Genomic DNA, 17,162 nt, shown 5'->3' on the forward strand with positions numbered 1-17,162 from the left:
AAGTCGTTCGGTCCCTCCGTGCGGAGGCCGACTGGCGGTCGTTCTGTGAGGGTCAGGCAGTGACCAAGGAGTGACCAGGGATCGAAGCGAGGGTCGGAGTGCCTGGAGCCATTCTTCAGTCCCTTAGCCATAACCGCAGGTCAGAGGGCATACAGCCTCTTTTGCAGGGACCGAAGGGACTCAAGTTCTCTATTATCAGCCGCATAGAGCATTGTTCGTGTCGCACGCGCGTACGAAGAGAAGTGTCTACGTAGCTGATAATTAGGAAGTTGAGTCCCTTCAGTCCCTGTTTTTGGCACGGAATCGCTCTGACTTGCGGTGATATACAGGGACTGAAGGTGTCGGGCTCCGGGCTCCGGTCCGTCCCTGTCGGTCCCTGCCAGGCCGGGGCAAGCACTCTCTTCAGGATCACCACTCTCTGCAGCCACTCGCGAAAGCTGCGTGACGGCGCAAAGAGCCCGCCCGCCCCGCCCGGCAGGGACTGAGGGACTGAAGGGACCGGGAAACCGATAGGGCGGCACGCAGCAGTGCGAAGTTGCGGCCGGCCGGCCCTTCAGGGTTCTACACTCTCTTCCGAAGCCCAGTCCCTTCGGTCCCTGTAAGAGCGTCAGCCCCTGCTGGTGGCCCGCCAATACACCCGCAGGGACCGAAGACGACGAGCCCGACGAAGGACCCCTGTGCCGCGCGAGACGCCGATGACTGCCTCGGAGCCCAGGCAGGCCCGGCCGCATGAGGTGGCCCGCTGGTGTGCCGCGCAGGGCTGGCCGGTCCACCCTCTGGCCCGGGGCCGCAAGACGCCTGCCGCGAACTGCGACCACTGCCGCAGGGACCGGCACACCCCGGACGCGTGCCCCTGCCTCCCCGCGGGCAGGCCCTGTCACGGCTTCCACGCGGCGACCACCCGCCCCGCCCTCATCGACACCTGGTGGGAGGCGACGCCCGCCGCCGGAGTGGGGATCGCGTGCGGTCCGGCAGGGCTCGTGGTCATCGACGTCGACGCCCACCCCGCTCCGGTCCCGGACCGGAGCAGGCTGCTGCCCGGCATCCCGATCCACGACCAGGTGAACCTGGACGGTCTGGCCTCCGGATTCGACACCCTCGCGCTGCTCGCCGCCTACCGGGGCCGGCCGAACCCCGCGGACGACGAGAGCACCTTGCGCGTGCGCACCCCGTCCGGCGGGCTGCACATCTGGTACAGCAACCCCCGTCCGGAGACCAGGCTGCGGTGTTCGACCGGCTCCAGTACCAAGGTGGCGCTCGCCTGGCAGGTCGACGTCCGCGCCGACGGCGGATACATCGTCGCCCCGACCACCCGCACCCAGAACGGCTCCTACCAGCCGGAAGGCCCCGCAAGGATGCCCGGACCGGTTCCCGCCTGGCTGTACGACGAACTCGTGCGCACCGGACACACCTCAACGGCCTCGGTCCCGCAACCGGCCCCGGTCGTGCGGCCCTCCCGTCCCGGACGCGGCGCACCGGCCGGTGACCACGTCCTCAACCCCCTGCTCGACGTGGTCGCCCGGTGCGGGGCCGCGTCACAGGGAACGGCTTTCACCGAGAAGCTGAACCGGGCCGCGTACACCGCAGGCGGCCTGGCCGCCGCCGGACACCTGTCCCCCCAGGCAGCCCGCGCGCAGCTCCTGGACGTCGCCAACACAGCCCGTCCATGGCAGACCGCACGCAACGAGAAGATCGTCGACGACGGCATGGCCGCCGGGACCATCCGTCCGTTCCACCTTGAAGGACGTTCATGAGCAGCACCGACAGCGAGAGCACCCCGCGGTTCGACCCGCAGGCGGCCGCGCAGCAGATGCTCGACCTTCAAGCGGCCGACGGCTCCCCGGCCGTGCTGCCCGTGCAGTTCTCCTTCACCCCCGCGGCGCCCTCCGGCTGGACCCACCCAGGTCTGCTGCCGCCTTCGCTGAGCGAGCGCGGCAACGCCCGCCTGTTCATCCAGCTCTACCGGGACAAGTTCCGTCACGTCGAAGGTCTCGGCTGGTTCGTGTGGGACGGCTACCGCTGGAAACGCGGCGGAGGGGAGAAAGCCGTCCTGTGGGCGGCGGGGGAAATGGCCGAGGACCTCGCCGACACCGACCCGCGGGGCGTCTTCAGCAACCGGGAACTCGCCCACCACAAACGCAAGTCCATGTCCACCGCAGGCATGACAGCACTGCTCGCCCAGGCCAAGGCGTCCCCGGATCTGTCCGTCGACCCCGATGTCCTGGACGGCGACCCCTACGCCCTGTGCACCCCGGCGGGCGTGGCCGACCTGCGCACGGGCAGCCTCCGCAAAGCGGACCCCACGACCGACTTCCACTCCCGGGCCGCCAGCGTCGCCCCGAAGACCATGCCCACCCCCCGGTGGCGGCAGTTCCTCGACGACACCTTCGGAGACGACGCCGAGGGCCGCGAGATGATCGATTTTGTGCACCTGCTGCTCGGCTACTCGATCACGGGCGACGTCGGCGCCCAGGTCATGCCCTTCCTGTACGGAGAGGGCAGGAACGGCAAGTCGGTCCTGCTGGAGACCGTCGTCCAGATCCTCGGCGACTACGCGGACGCCGCCCCGCCCGGCTTCCTGATGGACCGGGGCTCCTACAGCGAGCACTCCACCGAGCTCACCGAGCTCCACGGCCGCCGCCTGGTGGTGTGCTCGGAGCTCAAGCCCAACGACAAGTTCGACGAGGCACGCGTCAAGCTCCTGACCGGCGGAGACAAGATCAAAGCCCGCCGGATGCGGCAGGACTACTTCTCCTTCCCGCCCACCCATCACCTCTGGCTCCACGGCAACCACCGGCCCGAGGTGTCCACCGGCGGTTTCGCCTTCTGGCGCCGCATCCGCCTGGTCCCCTTCACCCGGATCGTCCCCGACGAGCGGCGCATCGACAACCTCGCCTACGAACTCGTCCGCGACGAGGGCCCCGGCATCCTGCAGTGGCTCATCGACGGCGCCGGCCGCTATCTCGCCACCCACGACTCCCTCGAAGGCCCCGACCGCGTCCGCCTGGCCACCAGCGCCTACGCCACCACCGAGGACCACATCGGCCGCTTCCTCGCCGAATGCTGCGCCCACGACACCGACCCCACAGCCGACCTGCGCGTAGAGCAGGGCCTGCTCTACGCGCAGTACACCGCCTGGTGCAACGCCGGTGAGGGCGTACGGGCCGCCACCCCCCGCGCCTTCGCCATCCGTGTCCGCCAGGAACTCAATCTCGCCTCACCGGCCGACATGCTCAAATCCAACGGACGCAAGTACTACCCCGGCATCGCCCTGCTGGAGACCAGATGACCGGCACCCGGCGCACGCGGCACTCCGCAAGGCCGCGCGCCCTGCCCCGCGCACTGCGGCCGCTCTACGATGGGCAGTACGAGGTCACCGACTCGACCGCCCGCACCCGACCGGACAGCACCGGGCTCCGGCCCGGGCACCGCACCACCAGCACACGCCAGGCCCCACCCCAGCGCAGGAGCCGACAGAAGAAGGAGGGGCTGCAGCCATGAGCTCGCTACTTACGGAGAGCGACCTCCTCCACGAGGAGAAGGTGGTGTGGCTGGAGGACCTCGACAGACTCGACTACGTCCGCCAGGCCCTGGACAAGACCCGCCGCCGCAACACCAAACCGCCCTACCTCCGCGACGGCCGCATGGTCGGCTACGTCGTCCTCGATGACCAGGCGGAACCCGACCCCGACAGCGGGCTCTACAAGCGGCGCGTGTTCTTCCTCCTCCCCCACGACCGCGACAGCGACCCCGACGGCGTCTACCACCAGGGCGCCCCGGGCGAAGCCGTCGACCCCCGCACCATCGAACCGAAACAGCCCGGAGCCAAGACACCCCGCTCCCAGCACAGATCAGCCGCCATAGCCCAGACGTAGAAACGCCGCAGCGCACCGTTTCCTCGGAGCCGACGCCGGTGAGGTGGGGCGGGCGGGCAGGATCGAGGTTTCCGGGTCGCCGGTCACCCGGCGACCGGCAGGGCCCGTGGTCACGGCCTGATCAGCCTGCTCTTCCAGGATGGACGCCCGACCGGCCTGGTGGAGGTGTTCCCCCACCTCTTGATCGGCGCGCTCGCCCATGTGCGGTCACTCGTCGCCCGAGGCCAGGACTTTCGGTCACACGTCGCCGAGGAATCCAGGATCGGACGGTCCCATCTGCCGGGCGAAGTCCGCGGAGACCCCGATGACCTCGCGCATCGGCACAGACTGCCGACTCGTCGCCGCGAGGTCGGCATGTGCCTCCTTCGACCACAGGAACGGATACACGGAGATCCCCTGCGAGAAGGCCAAGGCCGAGGTCTCCTCCTGCCAGCCCGGCCATCGCAGCCCGTCGTAGAACGTCTTCGAACCGCCCGAGAGCAACCAGGAGAGCCACCCGGAGTGGCCCGTCTCCATCGCCTCCCACTCCAGGGTGTCGGGAGCGAAGTACGTCATCTGCCCAGGTGCCCCGGGGCGGCCCATGGCCGCAGGATCGCCACCGTTCAACGCGAAGACCCCACCGACGACGTCGTGGCCGACGACAAGGCCGCTCGTGGGACGCCAGAGCGGATCGAAGTCCGCGGGAAAACGGTTGACCTGCGCCAGACTCGGGAGCCCCGCCCCCGTGACCGAACCACCGCCGAACACGCGCACCCACCCGTTGTCCACGAGCAGTCCGCCGGTGTTCAACGCCAGAGCCCCCAGTGCCGATCGCGCCGTGACCTGCATCTGCAGAAGGCACCGACGACCCTCGTCGACGTCGGCGGGCAGCATCCGAACGGGTACGGGGCTCGCCGAAAGCATTTCCCGAAGCTCCGGCCACGCAGGGTCCTCCACATGGACCAACTCGTCGATCTCTCGCATCTGAGGATGGTCGCACCCTTCCTCATCGCCCCGTCTCTCGGGCGGCATCACGTCCGGGACGCGGAACTTTCGGCGGCAGCCGCTGGGGCCTGTGGAGCGTGCTGCCGCGGACAACAGGCCGGTACCCGTTCTCCCCCGTTCCCCTCCTCCCCTCCCCTGCCCTCCCCTTCTCCGCTCTGCATCGCTGTCCCGCCCCGCGTCGGGCAGAGGCTGTGCCGGCCGAAGCCGCGGTCTTCGAACTGCTGGTACGTCGGGCGAACTTGTGGTGCGGCCACCTGCCGAGGCGCGAGTCGCGCGGCAGCTATTACCCGGTAATAGCTGGTGCCCCGATCGAGCAGAACTAGAAAGTTGGCGTGGCGACCACACATTTGATCTTGCGTGTTAGTAAGGTAACCCCCATGACTACTCCAGCCACGCCCGACCGCGAGAAGGTCGTGTCCAAGCTGCCTGGACGGCTGAAGCAGGACCTCAAGGTCAGAGCCGCCCAGCACGGCCTCGAGATCCAGCAGGCCGTCGAACAGGGCATCACCCGCTGGTGCCGCCTCGCTTCCGCCACCGAGACGGTCGAGACGGACGGCGCCGAGTCGTTCGGGACCTTCCTGCCGCAGGGTCAGTGGGACGAGTTCCGGCGCATCGCCGGTGACCGAGGCGTCTCCCTCACCCAGGGGCTCGCCCAGTCCGTCAAGCTGTGGCTGGACGTGAACCCCTCCCCCGGTGTCGAGTCGGCGGCCGCCACGCGACGCATCGTGGTCTGCAACCAGAAGGGCGGGGTCGGCAAGACCGCCATCACCGCCGGTCTCGGCGAGGCCCTCGCCGAGGACCGGGGCAGTCTCCTCCCGGTCCGCGTGGCCAAGCAGTTGCTGAAGGCGCTGCGCGCGTCCGACACCGGTGCCGACGCACCGGCGCAGGAGGACGACCTGGACGTGGAGCAGCTTCCCGGGCTCGGCAAGCGTGTGCTGCTCGTCGACTTCGACCCGCAGTGCCACCTCACCAACCAGCTGGGCGCCACTCCCCTGCCGATGAACGGTGACAGCCTCACCAACCACATGGGCAGCACTCCCAAGGGCGACCTGCGGGACCTGATCGTCGCCGTGGAGCCCGAGACCTTCGGCGACCGGCTGCATCTCCTGCCCGCCTGCCACGACGCGTTCCTCCTGGACGTGCGCCTGTCCAGCGTGCGGGCCCGGGAAGCGGCGCTCGAACGCGCCCTGGAACCGCTCGAAGCGGACTACGACGTCATCGTCGTCGACTGCCCGCCCAGCCTGGGCCTGAGCATGGACGCCGCCGTGTACTACGGACGGCGCCGTGACGGTGAGGAGCCCGGGAACTCCGGTCCGCTCGTCGTCGTCCAGGCCGAGGACTCCTCCGCCGACGCCTACGATCTGCTCACCACTCAGATCGAGGACCTGCGCAACGACCTGAAGCTGGACATCGACTACCTCGGCATCGTCGTCAACCTGTACGACGGGCGCCGCGGGTACATCGCCACCTCTTCCCTTCAGGGCTGGGTCGACATAAAGGATCCCCGGGTGGTCGGTCTGGTCGGCGATCTGAAGGAACAGAAGGAAGCCGTACGCGTCAAGCGGCCCTTGCTGTCGTACGCCCCCAGCAGCCAGCAGGCCGTCAGCATGCGTGCTCTGGCGCGGGAGATCTCATGAGCAAAGCCAGTCAGCTCGGCGCCGGACGATTCGGCAGCAGCGCCGCCGCCCCCGTCAGCGCACGGCGCCAGGCGGTCGCCGCCGCCACGGGTGTGCCCACCGACGGCATCGCTCCTCCCACCCGGCTTCCCGTCGGCAAGGTCAGCCCCAACCCCGACAACCCCCGTTCCAGCCTGGGGGACCTGGCGGAACTGGCCGCCAGTATGAAGGAGCACGGGCAGAAGCAGCCGATCGTCGTCATGAACCGGGACGCCTATGTGAAGGCGAACCCGGCTCACGAGACCGAGCTCGAACCGGACACCACACACGTCGTCATCGACGGCAGCAGCCGGCTGGCCGCCGCCCGGGAAGCCGGCCTGCCCCACATTCAGGTCTGGGTCAACGACGAACAGGGCGGCACCTCGGAGGAACTCCTCGAGTCCGCTCTGGTGGCCAACATCCACCGCAGGGACCTGTCGCCGCTCGACGAGGCGCACGCACTGCAGCGTCTGCTCGCCCTGCACGACAACAGCCAGAGCGCCCTGGCGAGGCGGCTGCACAAGTCCCAGGGATGGATCTCGCAGCGGCTCGCGCTGCTCAGCCTCAAGCCCGAACTGCAGGAGCGCATCGGCAGCGAGAACATCAAGCACCTGCGCGCGGTCGGCAACAAGCCGGAAGCGGAGCAGGAAGCCGCGCTCGAGAAGCTGAAGCAGAAGGACGCAGCGGCGCGGGACGCCGAGAAGCAGGTCAGGCAGGCCGCGCAGCAGGCCACCGCTCAGGAAGCACCCGCGAGCGCACCGGCACAGACCCGTGCAGTGGCTGAACCCGAGCCCGTCCGGGCCGAGGTGACCGTGCCCCAGAACCCGGTGGGGGAGCACCACACGCACTCGTCCCTCACCGGCACGAGCGCTGCGCCGGGTTCGGCCGGACCTGCGGAGGCAGCCGCCCAGGCCGGGGACGGGCAGGTGCCGGAGCCGCGTACGAATGCCGCGGACGAGGAACGGCGGGAGACCTGTGCGGAGTGCCGCGCTCGTCGGCTTCGCTTCGACGACCCGACCCACATCGGGATGCTGGTGGCTCAGCGGATGGACAAGGAGCACTTCCTGGAGCTGGTCCGGCTCGTCAACGCCCGGGCCCGGGTCCTGTACCCGGAGGACTACGAGGACTTCGTCCAGGCGGCGGTTTCCGGTCCGGCCGGACCGGCCTGAGTGAGGGGCGGCTATTACCCGGTAATAGCTCACCACCGTCTGCCGGTCGCTCCCGGCAGGCCGACCGAGACCGGGGCACTCAGGTGCCCCGGTCATCTATTACCGGGTAATAGCTCGCCTCCGACTGATGCACACCCACTGGTTGTGCATGCCATCTATTACCCGGTAATAGCTCACCACCGTCTGCCGGTCGCTCCCGCCGGGCCATAGCCTGGCCGGATGCCCGACGACATTCTCGCCCTGTGGCCCCTCGCGCCCGCCTTTGAGACCGACTGGCTCGCCGCGCTCGCTCAGGACGACGGCCTCACCGGCTACGAGGCACCAGGGCTGCCCGACGCCGCCTGGGTGCTCGGCGGCATGTACGAACGCGGGGCAGCCGCGGGGGATTCGGTCAACGAGGCACAGGGCCGGGACGAGCACCCCGGCCCGGGGTGGGAGCGGCTGCGCTGGGCGGAGCTGGCCGCCCGTATCGGTGATCCGGTGGTACCGCAGGGCCTGTACCCCTGGTCTCGCTGCTTCCCCTCCGCGCAGGAGGCGGGCATCCGGCCCGGCTCTGTCGAATGGCCCGCCGAGGGCAGTCTAGACAGGCCGACATGGGACCAGCTGATCCGGTTCCTCACCGCGCACAGCCCTCGGGGAGCGGACACCGCCTGCCTGGCGTACTACAACCCGATCGTCGTACGGGACTTCGAGAAGGAGCATGTCCGCTCCGGCCGCCTGGGAGACGCCCGGTCCCTCTTCGACAACCCGGACGTCCTCCATACCCCGTCCAACCTGTGGGCCGCGGACCGCTCCTGGGTCGCCTGTACCGACTACGACCTCTGGGGCGCCAAGGTCTGCGGCCCTCGCCCGCTTGTCGAGACGCTGCTCGCGGACCTCGAGATCGAAGCCGTCCGCCTGCCCTGGACCAGCTGATGACGCGCCGCCGGGCGCTACGGCACGGTGAACCTTCCGGTCACACCACCGGGTGCTCCGGTCATCTATTACCGGGTAATAGCTCGCCTTCGGTTGGCATCCATCCGCTGGGCGCGTGAGCCGGCTACTACCCGGTACCGACTCACCGCTGCCGACGCCTCAATAGATACCTCAAGCAACTATTACCGGGTAATAGGCCACCAGACTGCTTGTGCGGCAGGAGCCAGAGCCGGCGAGGCGGTCCTGGCGCACCGGAGGTCGACCGGTCTCGCCGCAGATCGACGGGCGGCCTGTTCGCCTGATCGATCCCTGACGGTCGGCGCCCGGTGGTGTACGTGAGCTTCGACGGTGAAGCCGCCCCACTCGCGGTCGGGCTGCCCGAGTTGGTTCGGCTGCGTCTTGTGGCGCCGTGGCGGCGGGACGCTCCCGGCCGGACGGCCGAACAGTTCCAGATGGTCACCGAGGAGTGCCGGGAGGATCTGCCCGACCTCGACAGACGGCGCGAGCGTGCGACCCGGGTGCTCGGTCTCGGCCCGACCGAAGCGCCTTCCGAGGCGGCAGCCCTGGCCCGGCTCATGGAGCTCTCCCGGGGGCCAGAGGCCGCGGCCTGTGTTGTCATCGGACACGAGAGCGAGCCTGCTCGATTCTCTCTTAGGCACCGCCCCCGCCATCGACTGACCGACCGGCCACTGAGGTCCGATCGAGAGCCAGGTGGCCGACCGTCCACAGCAAGCAGGCCGACGGCGATCGGTCGAAGGGGCGGTGAGACCGGACCGTCGGGCAGCTGGGTGCCCCAGCCACCTATTACCGGGTAATAGCTCACCTCGATCCCGCCGCTCGCTCGTCAGATGCATCTGCCGGCTATTACTCGGTAATAGTTCGCCCGCCACACTTGCCAGACGGCCACCCATGGGAGCCTAAAGCAACTATTACCGGGTAATAGCCGCCGTGCCCTGAGAGGGGGTGTCGTTGTGCTGTGCAGTCGGCTCTGTCGGTCTTCCGCTCATGCAAGGCGAACTTCGTCGACCCACGCAGCACGACGATCGTCAGGCGGACGGCGGACGGCGGACGGCGGACGGCGGGGGAGTGAGGGAGTGGGGGAGGGTGTGCGGCAGACGGAGGTCTTGTTGCGGGCCGCAGAGCGCCTCGGTTGGGGTGTGGCGGAGGGTGAGTCCCTGACCGTCCGTCTGCTGGACGCGGAGTCAGGCGGCGAGGATGAGCGGAAGTTCTGTGCGACGGCCCGGCGGGGAAGGACGCCGGCGCAGCAGGCTGACATGCGAAGCGCGCCGTCCGCTTCTAGCGTGGGGGGCGGGCCGCCGTGTGGCGCGTCCCGACGGTCCGGTCGCCGAGGACGGCCGCGGCAGTCACGTGGGGCGGCCGTCGGTCTCCGCCGCAGCTGTACCGCGTGGGTGATGTCGTGGTCGTCCGGGGTCCGCTCGCACTACGCCTGCGCTGGAGAACGCGTCATGCTCTCGAACACGTCTCGCCCCGTCGTCGCGGCGACGCTTCCTGTCGTCGCCGAGCACATCGGTGAAATCGCCCAGCGTTTCTACCGTCACCTGTTCGCCGAGCATCCCGAACTCCTGGACGGGGTCTTCAACCGCGGCAACCAGGCCCACGGGGAGCAGCAGCAGGCACTCGCCGGATCCGTGGCGGCGTTCGCCAGCGGTCTGGTGGCCACGCCGGAGCGGACACCGGAGCACCTGCTGAAGCGGATCGCGCACAAGCACGCGTCCCTCGGCATCAGTGCGGACCAGTACCGGATCGTCCACGACAACCTGATGTGGGCCATCGTCGACGTACTGGGCGAGGCGGTCACCCCGGAGGTCGCCGCGGCCTGGGACGAGGTCTACTGGCTGATGGCGAACGCCCTGATCAACCAGGAACGCGGTCTGTACAGCGCGCGAGGGGTCACGCCGGAGACGGTGTGGCGGAAGTGGGTGGTCGAGAAGAAGATCAGGGAGACCCGTGACGTCGTGACGTTCGTGGTCAAGCGGGTCGACGACCGCCTGGTGACGACTTCGCTGCCCGGCCAGTACGTCACCGTGCTGATCGACATGCCCGACGGGGTGCGGCAACCGCGCCAGTACAGCCTGACCCGGGCCGACGACGGCGAGCACCGCCAGTTCTCGGTGAAGCGGGTCCGCGGCAATGGCGAGCCCGAGGGAGAGGTGTCGGCTCTCCTGCACGACTCGGTCGACGTGGGCGACGTCCTCACGCTGTCGCTGCCCTACGGCGACGTCGTGCTCGACGACTCGGGACGGCCGGTGGTGTTCGCCACGGCGGGCATCGGGATCACCCCCATGGCCGGGATGCTCTCCCACCTCGTCCAGGCCGAGTCCCGGCTGCCGATCACCATGCTGCACGCCGACGTCGACGAGGCGTCCTTCGCGCTGCGCCGCCAGGTGGTCAGCGACGTTCTCGAACTGCGGAACGCCGAGATGTACCTCTGGTACGAGAAGGGCGCGCAGACCAATGAGCCGGTGAAGGGCGTCTTCGAGGGAATGATGGACCTCTCCCACGTCGACCTGCCCGAGCACGCGGTGTACTACATGTGCGGCCCGCTGGCGTTCATGCAACCGCTGCGGAGCCTGCTGCTCGAGCGTGGTGTCGCACCGAACGACATCCAGTACGAGGTGTTCGGCCCGGACCTGTGGCAGGCGGATCTCGACTAGGACCTGCCCGGCCGGTCACGGCGGAGGATGCCGACGACGCCTGGGCGGCGCCGGTGAGCGGGGTGGGGGAGTGCCCCCGCCCCGCCGTAGATGCCCGAGGCACCTATTACCGGGTAATAGGTGCCTCGCTCTCCCCCCGGACCGAGGAAGCGGCGGCCGGGTAGGGTCCGGCCATGGTCGACGACTGGCGGACGGATCGGATCGGAAGTGCCCTGCGAGGCGAGAACCCCGCAGTTCTGCGGCGTTTGGACGCCGGGTTCGCAGCGATCGGCGATGTGCAGTTCCTGCCGGGCTACTCGGTGCTCCTGGCGGACGATCCCCGGGTGGAAAGACTGTCGGACCTGTCCAGGGACAAGCGGCTGGCCTTCCTGTCCGACATGGACCGACTCGGAGAAGCAGTCGAGCGGGCGTCCCGTCGCATGGACACGGCCTTCCGGCGGGTCAATCTGGAGATCCTGGGCAACACCGACGGGTTCCTGCACGCGCACGTATGGCCACGGTTCGAGTGGGAGCCGGCCGACCTGGTGCGCATGCCGGTGTGGCTCTATCCCCGCGACAGATGGACCGACGAGCAGTACGCACTCGGTCCGCGGCACGACCCGCTGCGCAGGGCGATCGGGGACGAACTGGACCGTCTGCGCCCGGCGGACCGACAGCGGACAGCTCAGGAGGCGGCGAGCCCGGGGTACGAAGGAAACCAAGGCCGGTGACGACGTCGCTCATGTGACGAGCGGCTCAGTTGGTCACGTGGAGCACCGCACTTGGCCGGGCCGCGTGACGGGCACGCTGCGAAGGTGACTGCCTTTCTGAACCAACTGCCTGCGCTCATGGGTGTCGTCGTCGGCGTCCTCGGGACGCTGCTCACATCGCGCCTCAACGACAAGGCCCAGTGGACACGCACTCTTTCGGTGCGGTGGGACGAGCGACGGCTGGACGCCTACTCCGAGTTCGGGCGCGCGCTCAAGGAGGTACACATACTCGCGCACCGCATCACGGCGCAGTCCCGGCCCGGGTCACGCGCGCATGCGATCGACCGGTCCACGGGCCTTGAGCTGATGGCCCAGGCGGACGCCCAGCGGACCAAGGCATGGGAGGGCGTGCTCCTGCTCGGCGACGCGGACACGGTGGCCGCCGCACGCGAGTGGCGCTGGTCGGTGCAGCAGCTGGAGCGGGCGGCACGGGGAATCGCCGGCGACGGCTTCGACTGGGAGGCTGCCGTACGGCGCGCGGACGAGGACCGGGACCGCTTCTACGTCGCTGCCAGAGCCGGCCTGACCGTGGCCGGCGGGGATGTGGCTCAGGCACGGTGGCTGACCGACCGCCAGATGAACTCGTGAGGCCGTGTGCCGCGCCGGCCGCGCCAGCCGCGCCGGCCGGGGACCAGGACGCCGCCTCGGCGGTGTCACAGCCTCGTGGAGCCGACGGTGGGACCCGTGCCACCCGCGGCTTCAAGGCCGCGGGTGACACGGGCAGGGTGGCGCAGTCCTGCCGCGGCAGAGACGGCAGGGTCAGGCTCCGGCGGGGGAGACGATGGCGTAGGCGCCGCGGCCGGAGGGTGTGCCGTGACGTCGCATCACCTGGTCGCTGGCGTTGCCCTCGATGGTGTCGACGCTGCCGTCCGAGTAGACCTTCTCGATGATGCCGACGTGCACGCTGGTGCTGGTGTTCTGCGGGCCGGTGCCGAAGACGATGGCGTCACCGGGCTGCGGGTTGCTCAGACCGTTGTGCAGCGTGCCGTGGTTGCGGCCGTAGTAGTAGAAGTCGCCGCTGAACGCGGTGCTGAAGTTGACGCCCGCCTGCCTCCAGGTCCAGCTGGCGAACAGGGCGCACCAGGGCACGCAGGGGCCGTACGGGTTGCAGTTGGTCGACCACTCGTGCTGGCCGAGCTGCGAGCGGGCGGCCTGGATGATCTTCTCGCGGACGCTGCCGGACACCGGGGGGACGGTGGGGGTACCGCCGCTGCCGCCCGCCGGGGTGCCGCCGCCCGTCTCACGGGCGATGCCCATGGACGCCATGGTCCGGGGACCGGCGATGCCGTCCTCCTCCAGGCCGTGCGCGTGCTGGTAGGTCCTGACCGCGGCGAGGGTGGCGGGGCCGTAGTCGCCGTCGGCGGACGTGCCCGCCTTGGCCTGCACCTGCTGCACCTTCGCGGTGAGCGCGCCGTTGGTCTGGGGGCCGGCGATGCCGTCGACCTGGAGGCCGTTGTCGCTCTGGAAGGACAGCACCGCGTCCTTGGTGGCCGGCCCGTAGATGCCGTCGACGCCGCCGGAGCCCAGGTAGCCCAGGCCGACGAGGTTGCGCTGGAGGAGCTTGGTGTCGCTGCTGGTGCCGCTGCCGCTGGAGGTGATGCGGTCGATGTCCATCGCGCCCATGGTCTGGGGGCCCGCGATGCCGTCGATGTCCAGGCCGTGGGCGCTCTGGTAGTTCCTGACCGCGGTGAGGGTGGCGGAGCCGTAGTCGCCGTCGGCCGGTGTACCGGCCTTGCTCTGCACCAGCTTCACCTTCGCGGTGAGCGCGGACATGGTGGCGGGGCCCGCGTCGCCGTCCACGTCCAGGGAGTTGTCGCTCTGGAAGTGCCGTACCGACTCGGTGGTCTGGGGCCCGTAGACGCCGTCGACGCCGCTGAGGGGGGCGTAGCCGAGGCCGGCGAGGTCGCGCTGGAGCAGGCGTACGTCGGTGACGGCGTGGGCCTGGGTGAGCCCGGGGCCGAGCAGCAGGCCGACGAGTATCGCGGCGAGGGCGAGTGCCACCGAGGTGACACGGGCGCCGGCCGCACGCGTGGGCGTGCGGAGGGTCGTTGCAAGCAAGTGGAATCTCTCCCTGCTTTTCCGGGGCGTGCCCGGGAGGGACGGATGAAGGGTGGGGGAGTGCCGGCCGGCGACGACCATCCTTGGGCACGGCACCTCCGTCCCACCAGCGCGCACGGCAGAGAGGGACGCTCTGGGACATCCCCCGGCGCTGACCTGCACGGAAGCGCCGCGCCTCACGCGTACCGGGATCCCTGCGGGACGGCTCGCCGCGCGCGGGAGGGCGGTGGGGCGCCGGGCGTCCTGGGATTTCCGTCGGATACCGATGAATCCGCAGGTCACAGGCGTGGGATGCGTGTGGTCGTGTCCTGGGACGCTCTCGTCGTCTTCTGGGACGGTCCGGCGTTGTCCGGCGGATCTCGGGTGTGGAACAGTCCTGAACTCCTCCAGCAGGCACCCTGCCCGGCGCACCTCCGTGTGCGTCCGCGGGCGTCTGCGCACCGACAGGACGTACGTCAGTGTGCGTCCTCGTACCGACAGGAGTTCCGATGAGCAGGAGACTTGCCGCCCTGGCCGCCGCCGCTGCCGTTGTGGTCGGCGGCGCCGTCCTCACGGCCGCCCCCGCGGCGTCCGCCGCGACCTCGCCCGACAACTGCGGCAGGTACTCGACGCAGGAGCCGACGCTGCGTCACGGCGCCACGGGGGCCGCGGTGAAGGCCCTGCAGTGCGAGCTGAACACGTCGATGAGCAACACGAACCTGGCGATCGACGGGGTGTTCGGCCGTCAGACCTACGACGCCGTGATCAGGTTCCAGGGCGATGACTGCGGCTTCACCGGGGTCGACGGGGTCGTCGGTCCCAGGACGTGGAGCGCGCTCGACTTCTGGAGCACGTACGGCCGTTACGCCTGCTGACCGTCTGCGCCGCGCACGTCCTGGGCGCGGCACGGACGGCCGTCCGTCGTGCAGGGGAGGTCAGCTCCACTGGCCGGGCCGGTAGTCGCCGGCGGGCTGCTGGACGATGACGTTCATGCGGTTGTAGGCGTTGATCAGGGCGATCAGGGACACCAGGGCCGCCAGCTGGTCCTCGTCGAAGTGCTTGGCGGCGTTCGCCCAGGCGTCGTCGGGGACGCCGCCCGCCGCGTCGGCGATGCGGGTGCCCTGCTCGGTCAGCTCCAGGGCGGCGCGCTCGGCGTCGGTGAAGACGTTCGCCTCCCGCCAGGCCGCGACGAGGTTCAGGCGGGTCTGGGTCTCACCGGCGTGGGCGGCGTCCTTGGTGTGCATGTCCGTGCAGAAGCCGCAGCCGTTCATCTGGCTCGCGCGGATCTTCACCAGTTCCTGGATCGTCGCCGGGAGGGTGGAGTCGCTGACGACCTTGCCCGCCGAGTTGATGTACCGGGCGAACTTCGCCGAGACCGCGTTGCCGTAGTAGTCGAAACGAGCTTCCATCGTCATCTCCCTGGTTCGTCTGCCGCCTCGTCGGCTGCTTCACCTCACTGACCCGTGAGGTCGGGGTGATGTGACAGGGGAAGGACTGTGACCTGGGTCACCGTCAAGCGGAGTCTCGGCGTCAGCGCGGGTCCGGGCTTCCGGAGGCTCCCGGAAGCGGCTGTGGCGCCCCGGGTACGGCGAAGCGGAACGTTTCTTGTTGACGTGACGGCAATGAGGACGTCCTCATGGGCGCTCCTCATTGACCTGACGGCAAGGAGGAGCGCTCACGGGGACGTCCGTCCTCCGTCGGCAGGAAGGCGATCGTCGACGGGAAGGCGATGAAGAGGGTGCGCGGAGCCTCGCGCCTCATTGACGTGACGGCAATGAGGGACGTTCGCAGGGACGCTCAGGTTGCCCGGCGAAGAGGCACCACGACGTTCTCGCCGAGCACTCTGGGGCTGAGCCGGTAGTAGCGGATGTGGGCGAGCTTGTCGGACTCCTCGAGCCAGCCCGCCTCGATGACCTGCTTGCGGGTGCGCGAGAAGACCGGCGCCGACATGCCGACGAGGGCGGCGAGGTTGGCGGCGGTCTCCAGGACCGCTCCCGCGCGGTCGGTGGGGTGCAGGGCGTAGAGCATGACGACGAGACGCTGATTGGCGCTCATACCGGCCGTGGCCTTCAGCAGCTCCAGGTTGCTCTGCTTGTCGTCGCTGGTCACTTGGCCTCCCACCGCGCAGGGGTCTTCTCGTCGAAACCGGGAATGTCCGGCGGGTTGCACGTCTTCACCGCTTCACGCTGCTCGAGCCCCGTTCCGTGGAAAGCAATGTAGGGGCTGATCCGGTAGAAGTTGTAGTTACCGATGCGTCCGCGCACGATCAGGATGCGGTGTTTCGCCAGCTTCCGGTTGATTTTCCCGACCGCATCGGTCGACATTCCCACCCGCTTGGCGATGTCCGCACCGGTCGCCTTGAGCGGGTCCATGCCTTCCGGCGAGGCGCCGATCCACCACAGGACCAGGAACTTCTGACTGGGCGTGAAAGCCCTGGACTCACTGATCGCCTCGACGCGCGCCTTGTCCACCTGGGTGTGCCTGCCCGCAAAGGCGTACGGCGCATAGGGGACCGGCTCGCCCGTGTCGGCGTCGACCAGTCTGCGTACTGCTCCCAACGGTCCCTCCGGGCACGGGGATCTGTGGACAAGGTTCATCAAGGCGGCTGCGAGGCCGACCTGATGAACCTAACGCACATGTGCATGAAGTCAATCAAGCCGGTCTGTCGGCCGTGTCGATTGCCCCCGAGGAAAGGCCGGAAGGCCGAAAAACGGGCTGAGCTCATTGACCTCACGGCAATCTAGGGCGTTCCCAGGATCGTGGCACCCGGTTCCTGTGGACGTGGTGGCAGTTCCTGGGAACCGGGTGCCACGATCCTGGGAACCGGGCACCCTGCTCCTGTGAACCGCCTCCACGTCCACAGGAACTGCCTGGCAGTTCCCACGGTCTTGGTGCCGATGGGCATTCATGCAGGTCACAGGCTGTTTGGGCGGCGCGCTCTCTTACTACGTCACTGACCGCCGGAACGGGGCCGAGGCGGGGGGGTTCGGCCGCCGGGCACGCAGGTCATGCGTTCCTCCAGCCACCTTCCAACGCGCATCGAGCCGATCCGGCCCCCTCACGACCCGCACCACCGAAAGCACGCCACAGCGGCGCCGCAGTC

Annotated in this window: 15 protein-coding genes; 10 read left to right on the forward strand and 5 right to left on the reverse strand. The window is 69.2% G+C overall.

All coding sequences use genetic code 11. The features are described 5' to 3' along the window. Positions 1 to 695: 695 nt before the first annotated feature. The 3 genes from ACIQGV_RS36120 (at position 696) to ACIQGV_RS36130 (ending at position 3,875) form a co-directional block, all read left to right on the forward strand. A complete protein-coding gene (locus tag ACIQGV_RS36120; protein ID WP_402502801.1) occupies positions 696 to 1,754 on the forward strand; it encodes a bifunctional DNA primase/polymerase in 1,059 nt (352 codons plus the stop codon). Further along, positions 1,751 to 3,289 (forward strand): phage/plasmid primase, P4 family, encoded by a 1,539-nt coding sequence (locus ACIQGV_RS36125; protein ID WP_402502804.1) that lies wholly within the window; start codon positions 1,751 to 1,753, stop codon positions 3,287 to 3,289. The genes ACIQGV_RS36120 and ACIQGV_RS36125 overlap by 4 nt, the downstream gene beginning before the upstream one ends. A 208-nt stretch (positions 3,290 to 3,497) precedes the next feature. After that, complete coding sequence (locus ACIQGV_RS36130; RefSeq protein WP_402502806.1) at positions 3,498 to 3,875, forward strand: DUF6009 family protein; 378 nt, start codon at positions 3,498 to 3,500, stop codon at positions 3,873 to 3,875. Between the two features lie 237 nt (positions 3,876 to 4,112). On the opposite strand, the gene ACIQGV_RS36135 is transcribed toward ACIQGV_RS36130, so the two are convergent. Further along, the gene (locus ACIQGV_RS36135; protein WP_402502808.1) at positions 4,113 to 4,838 is read right to left on the reverse strand and encodes a DUF2625 family protein; all 726 of its coding nucleotides are present in this window, start codon (positions 4,836 to 4,838) and stop codon (positions 4,113 to 4,115) included. Between the two features lie 398 nt (positions 4,839 to 5,236). Here ACIQGV_RS36135 and ACIQGV_RS36140 point away from each other — a divergent pair, with 398 nt between their 5' ends. The 6 genes from ACIQGV_RS36140 (at position 5,237) to ACIQGV_RS36165 (ending at position 12,610) form a co-directional block, all read left to right on the forward strand. After that, a complete protein-coding gene (locus ACIQGV_RS36140; RefSeq protein ID WP_402502811.1) occupies positions 5,237 to 6,496 on the forward strand; it encodes a ParA family protein in 1,260 nt (419 codons plus the stop codon). Then, on the forward strand, positions 6,493 to 7,683 hold the full coding sequence (locus tag ACIQGV_RS36145) for a ParB/RepB/Spo0J family partition protein (protein WP_402502814.1): 1,191 nt from the start codon (positions 6,493 to 6,495) through the stop codon (positions 7,681 to 7,683). Before ACIQGV_RS36140 ends, ACIQGV_RS36145 begins: the two co-directional genes overlap by 4 nt. 219 nt (positions 7,684 to 7,902) lie before the next feature. Further along, on the forward strand, positions 7,903 to 8,598 hold the full coding sequence (locus ACIQGV_RS36150) for a hypothetical protein (RefSeq protein ID WP_402502816.1): 696 nt from the start codon (positions 7,903 to 7,905) through the stop codon (positions 8,596 to 8,598). Between the two features lie 1,466 nt (positions 8,599 to 10,064). Continuing rightward, entirely contained in the window at positions 10,065 to 11,273 is a 1,209-nt protein-coding gene (locus tag ACIQGV_RS36155; protein ID WP_402502818.1) for a globin domain-containing protein, read from the forward strand. Between the two features lie 173 nt (positions 11,274 to 11,446). Next, positions 11,447 to 11,983, forward strand: coding sequence for an HIT family protein (locus ACIQGV_RS36160; RefSeq protein WP_402502821.1), 537 nt, complete (start codon positions 11,447 to 11,449; stop codon positions 11,981 to 11,983). A gap of 84 nt (positions 11,984 to 12,067) precedes the next feature. Beyond that, a complete protein-coding gene (locus tag ACIQGV_RS36165) occupies positions 12,068 to 12,610 on the forward strand; it encodes a hypothetical protein (RefSeq protein ID WP_402502823.1) in 543 nt (180 codons plus the stop codon). A gap of 171 nt (positions 12,611 to 12,781) precedes the next feature. On the opposite strand, the gene ACIQGV_RS36170 is transcribed toward ACIQGV_RS36165, so the two are convergent. Beyond that, positions 12,782 to 14,080, reverse strand: a complete 1,299-nt coding sequence (locus ACIQGV_RS36170; protein ID WP_402502825.1) for a peptidoglycan-binding protein — start codon at positions 14,078 to 14,080, stop codon at positions 12,782 to 12,784. Positions 14,081 to 14,568: 488 nt separating this feature from the next. On the opposite strand from ACIQGV_RS36170, the gene ACIQGV_RS36175 reads away from it, so the two are divergent. Next, positions 14,569 to 14,934 (forward strand): peptidoglycan-binding protein, encoded by a 366-nt coding sequence (locus tag ACIQGV_RS36175; RefSeq protein WP_402502827.1) that lies wholly within the window; start codon positions 14,569 to 14,571, stop codon positions 14,932 to 14,934. 60 nt (positions 14,935 to 14,994) lie between these two features. Here ACIQGV_RS36175 and ACIQGV_RS36180 read toward each other — a convergent pair whose 3' ends face one another. The 3 genes from ACIQGV_RS36180 to ACIQGV_RS36190 form a co-directional block, all read right to left on the reverse strand. After that, a complete protein-coding gene (locus ACIQGV_RS36180; protein WP_402502830.1) occupies positions 14,995 to 15,468 on the reverse strand; it encodes a carboxymuconolactone decarboxylase family protein in 474 nt (157 codons plus the stop codon). Positions 15,469 to 15,856: 388 nt separating this feature from the next. Next, positions 15,857 to 16,168 carry a replication initiation protein, RepL2 gene (locus ACIQGV_RS36185; protein ID WP_402502832.1) on the reverse strand — a complete coding sequence of 104 codons (312 nt, stop codon included), beginning with the start codon at positions 16,166 to 16,168 and terminating at the stop codon, positions 15,857 to 15,859. Continuing rightward, positions 16,165 to 16,617 (reverse strand): MarR family transcriptional regulator, encoded by a 453-nt coding sequence (locus ACIQGV_RS36190; protein ID WP_402502834.1) that lies wholly within the window; start codon positions 16,615 to 16,617, stop codon positions 16,165 to 16,167. The genes ACIQGV_RS36185 and ACIQGV_RS36190 overlap by 4 nt, the downstream gene beginning before the upstream one ends. Between the last annotated feature and the right edge of the window lie 545 nt (positions 16,618 to 17,162).

It is taken from the genome of Streptomyces sp. NPDC093094, from assembly GCF_044754345.1.
In the GTDB taxonomy this organism is placed as follows: Bacteria; Actinomycetota; Actinomycetes; order Streptomycetales; family Streptomycetaceae; genus Streptomyces.

Bases quoted from the DNA above. Each gene is read 5' to 3' on its own strand.
- ACIQGV_RS36120 (WP_402502801.1), top strand. From the start codon at position 696: ATGACTGCCTCGGAGCCCAGGCAGGCCCGGCCGCATGAGGTGGCCCGC.
- ACIQGV_RS36130 (WP_402502806.1), top strand. From the start codon at position 3,498: ATGAGCTCGCTACTTACGGAGAGCGACCTCCTCCACGAGGAGAAGGTG.
- ACIQGV_RS36125 (WP_402502804.1), top strand. From the start codon at position 1,751: ATGAGCAGCACCGACAGCGAGAGCACCCCGCGGTTCGACCCGCAGGCG.
- ACIQGV_RS36150 (WP_402502816.1), top strand. From the start codon at position 7,903: ATGCCCGACGACATTCTCGCCCTGTGGCCCCTCGCGCCCGCCTTTGAG.
- ACIQGV_RS36180 (WP_402502830.1), bottom strand. From the start codon at position 15,468: ATGGAAGCTCGTTTCGACTACTACGGCAACGCGGTCTCGGCGAAGTTC.
- ACIQGV_RS36140 (WP_402502811.1), top strand. From the start codon at position 5,237: ATGACTACTCCAGCCACGCCCGACCGCGAGAAGGTCGTGTCCAAGCTG.
- ACIQGV_RS36160 (WP_402502821.1), top strand. From the start codon at position 11,447: ATGGTCGACGACTGGCGGACGGATCGGATCGGAAGTGCCCTGCGAGGC.
- ACIQGV_RS36175 (WP_402502827.1), top strand. From the start codon at position 14,569: ATGAGCAGGAGACTTGCCGCCCTGGCCGCCGCCGCTGCCGTTGTGGTC.
- ACIQGV_RS36145 (WP_402502814.1), top strand. From the start codon at position 6,493: ATGAGCAAAGCCAGTCAGCTCGGCGCCGGACGATTCGGCAGCAGCGCC.
- ACIQGV_RS36135 (WP_402502808.1), bottom strand. From the start codon at position 4,838: ATGCGAGAGATCGACGAGTTGGTCCATGTGGAGGACCCTGCGTGGCCG.
- ACIQGV_RS36155 (WP_402502818.1), top strand. From the start codon at position 10,065: ATGCTCTCGAACACGTCTCGCCCCGTCGTCGCGGCGACGCTTCCTGTC.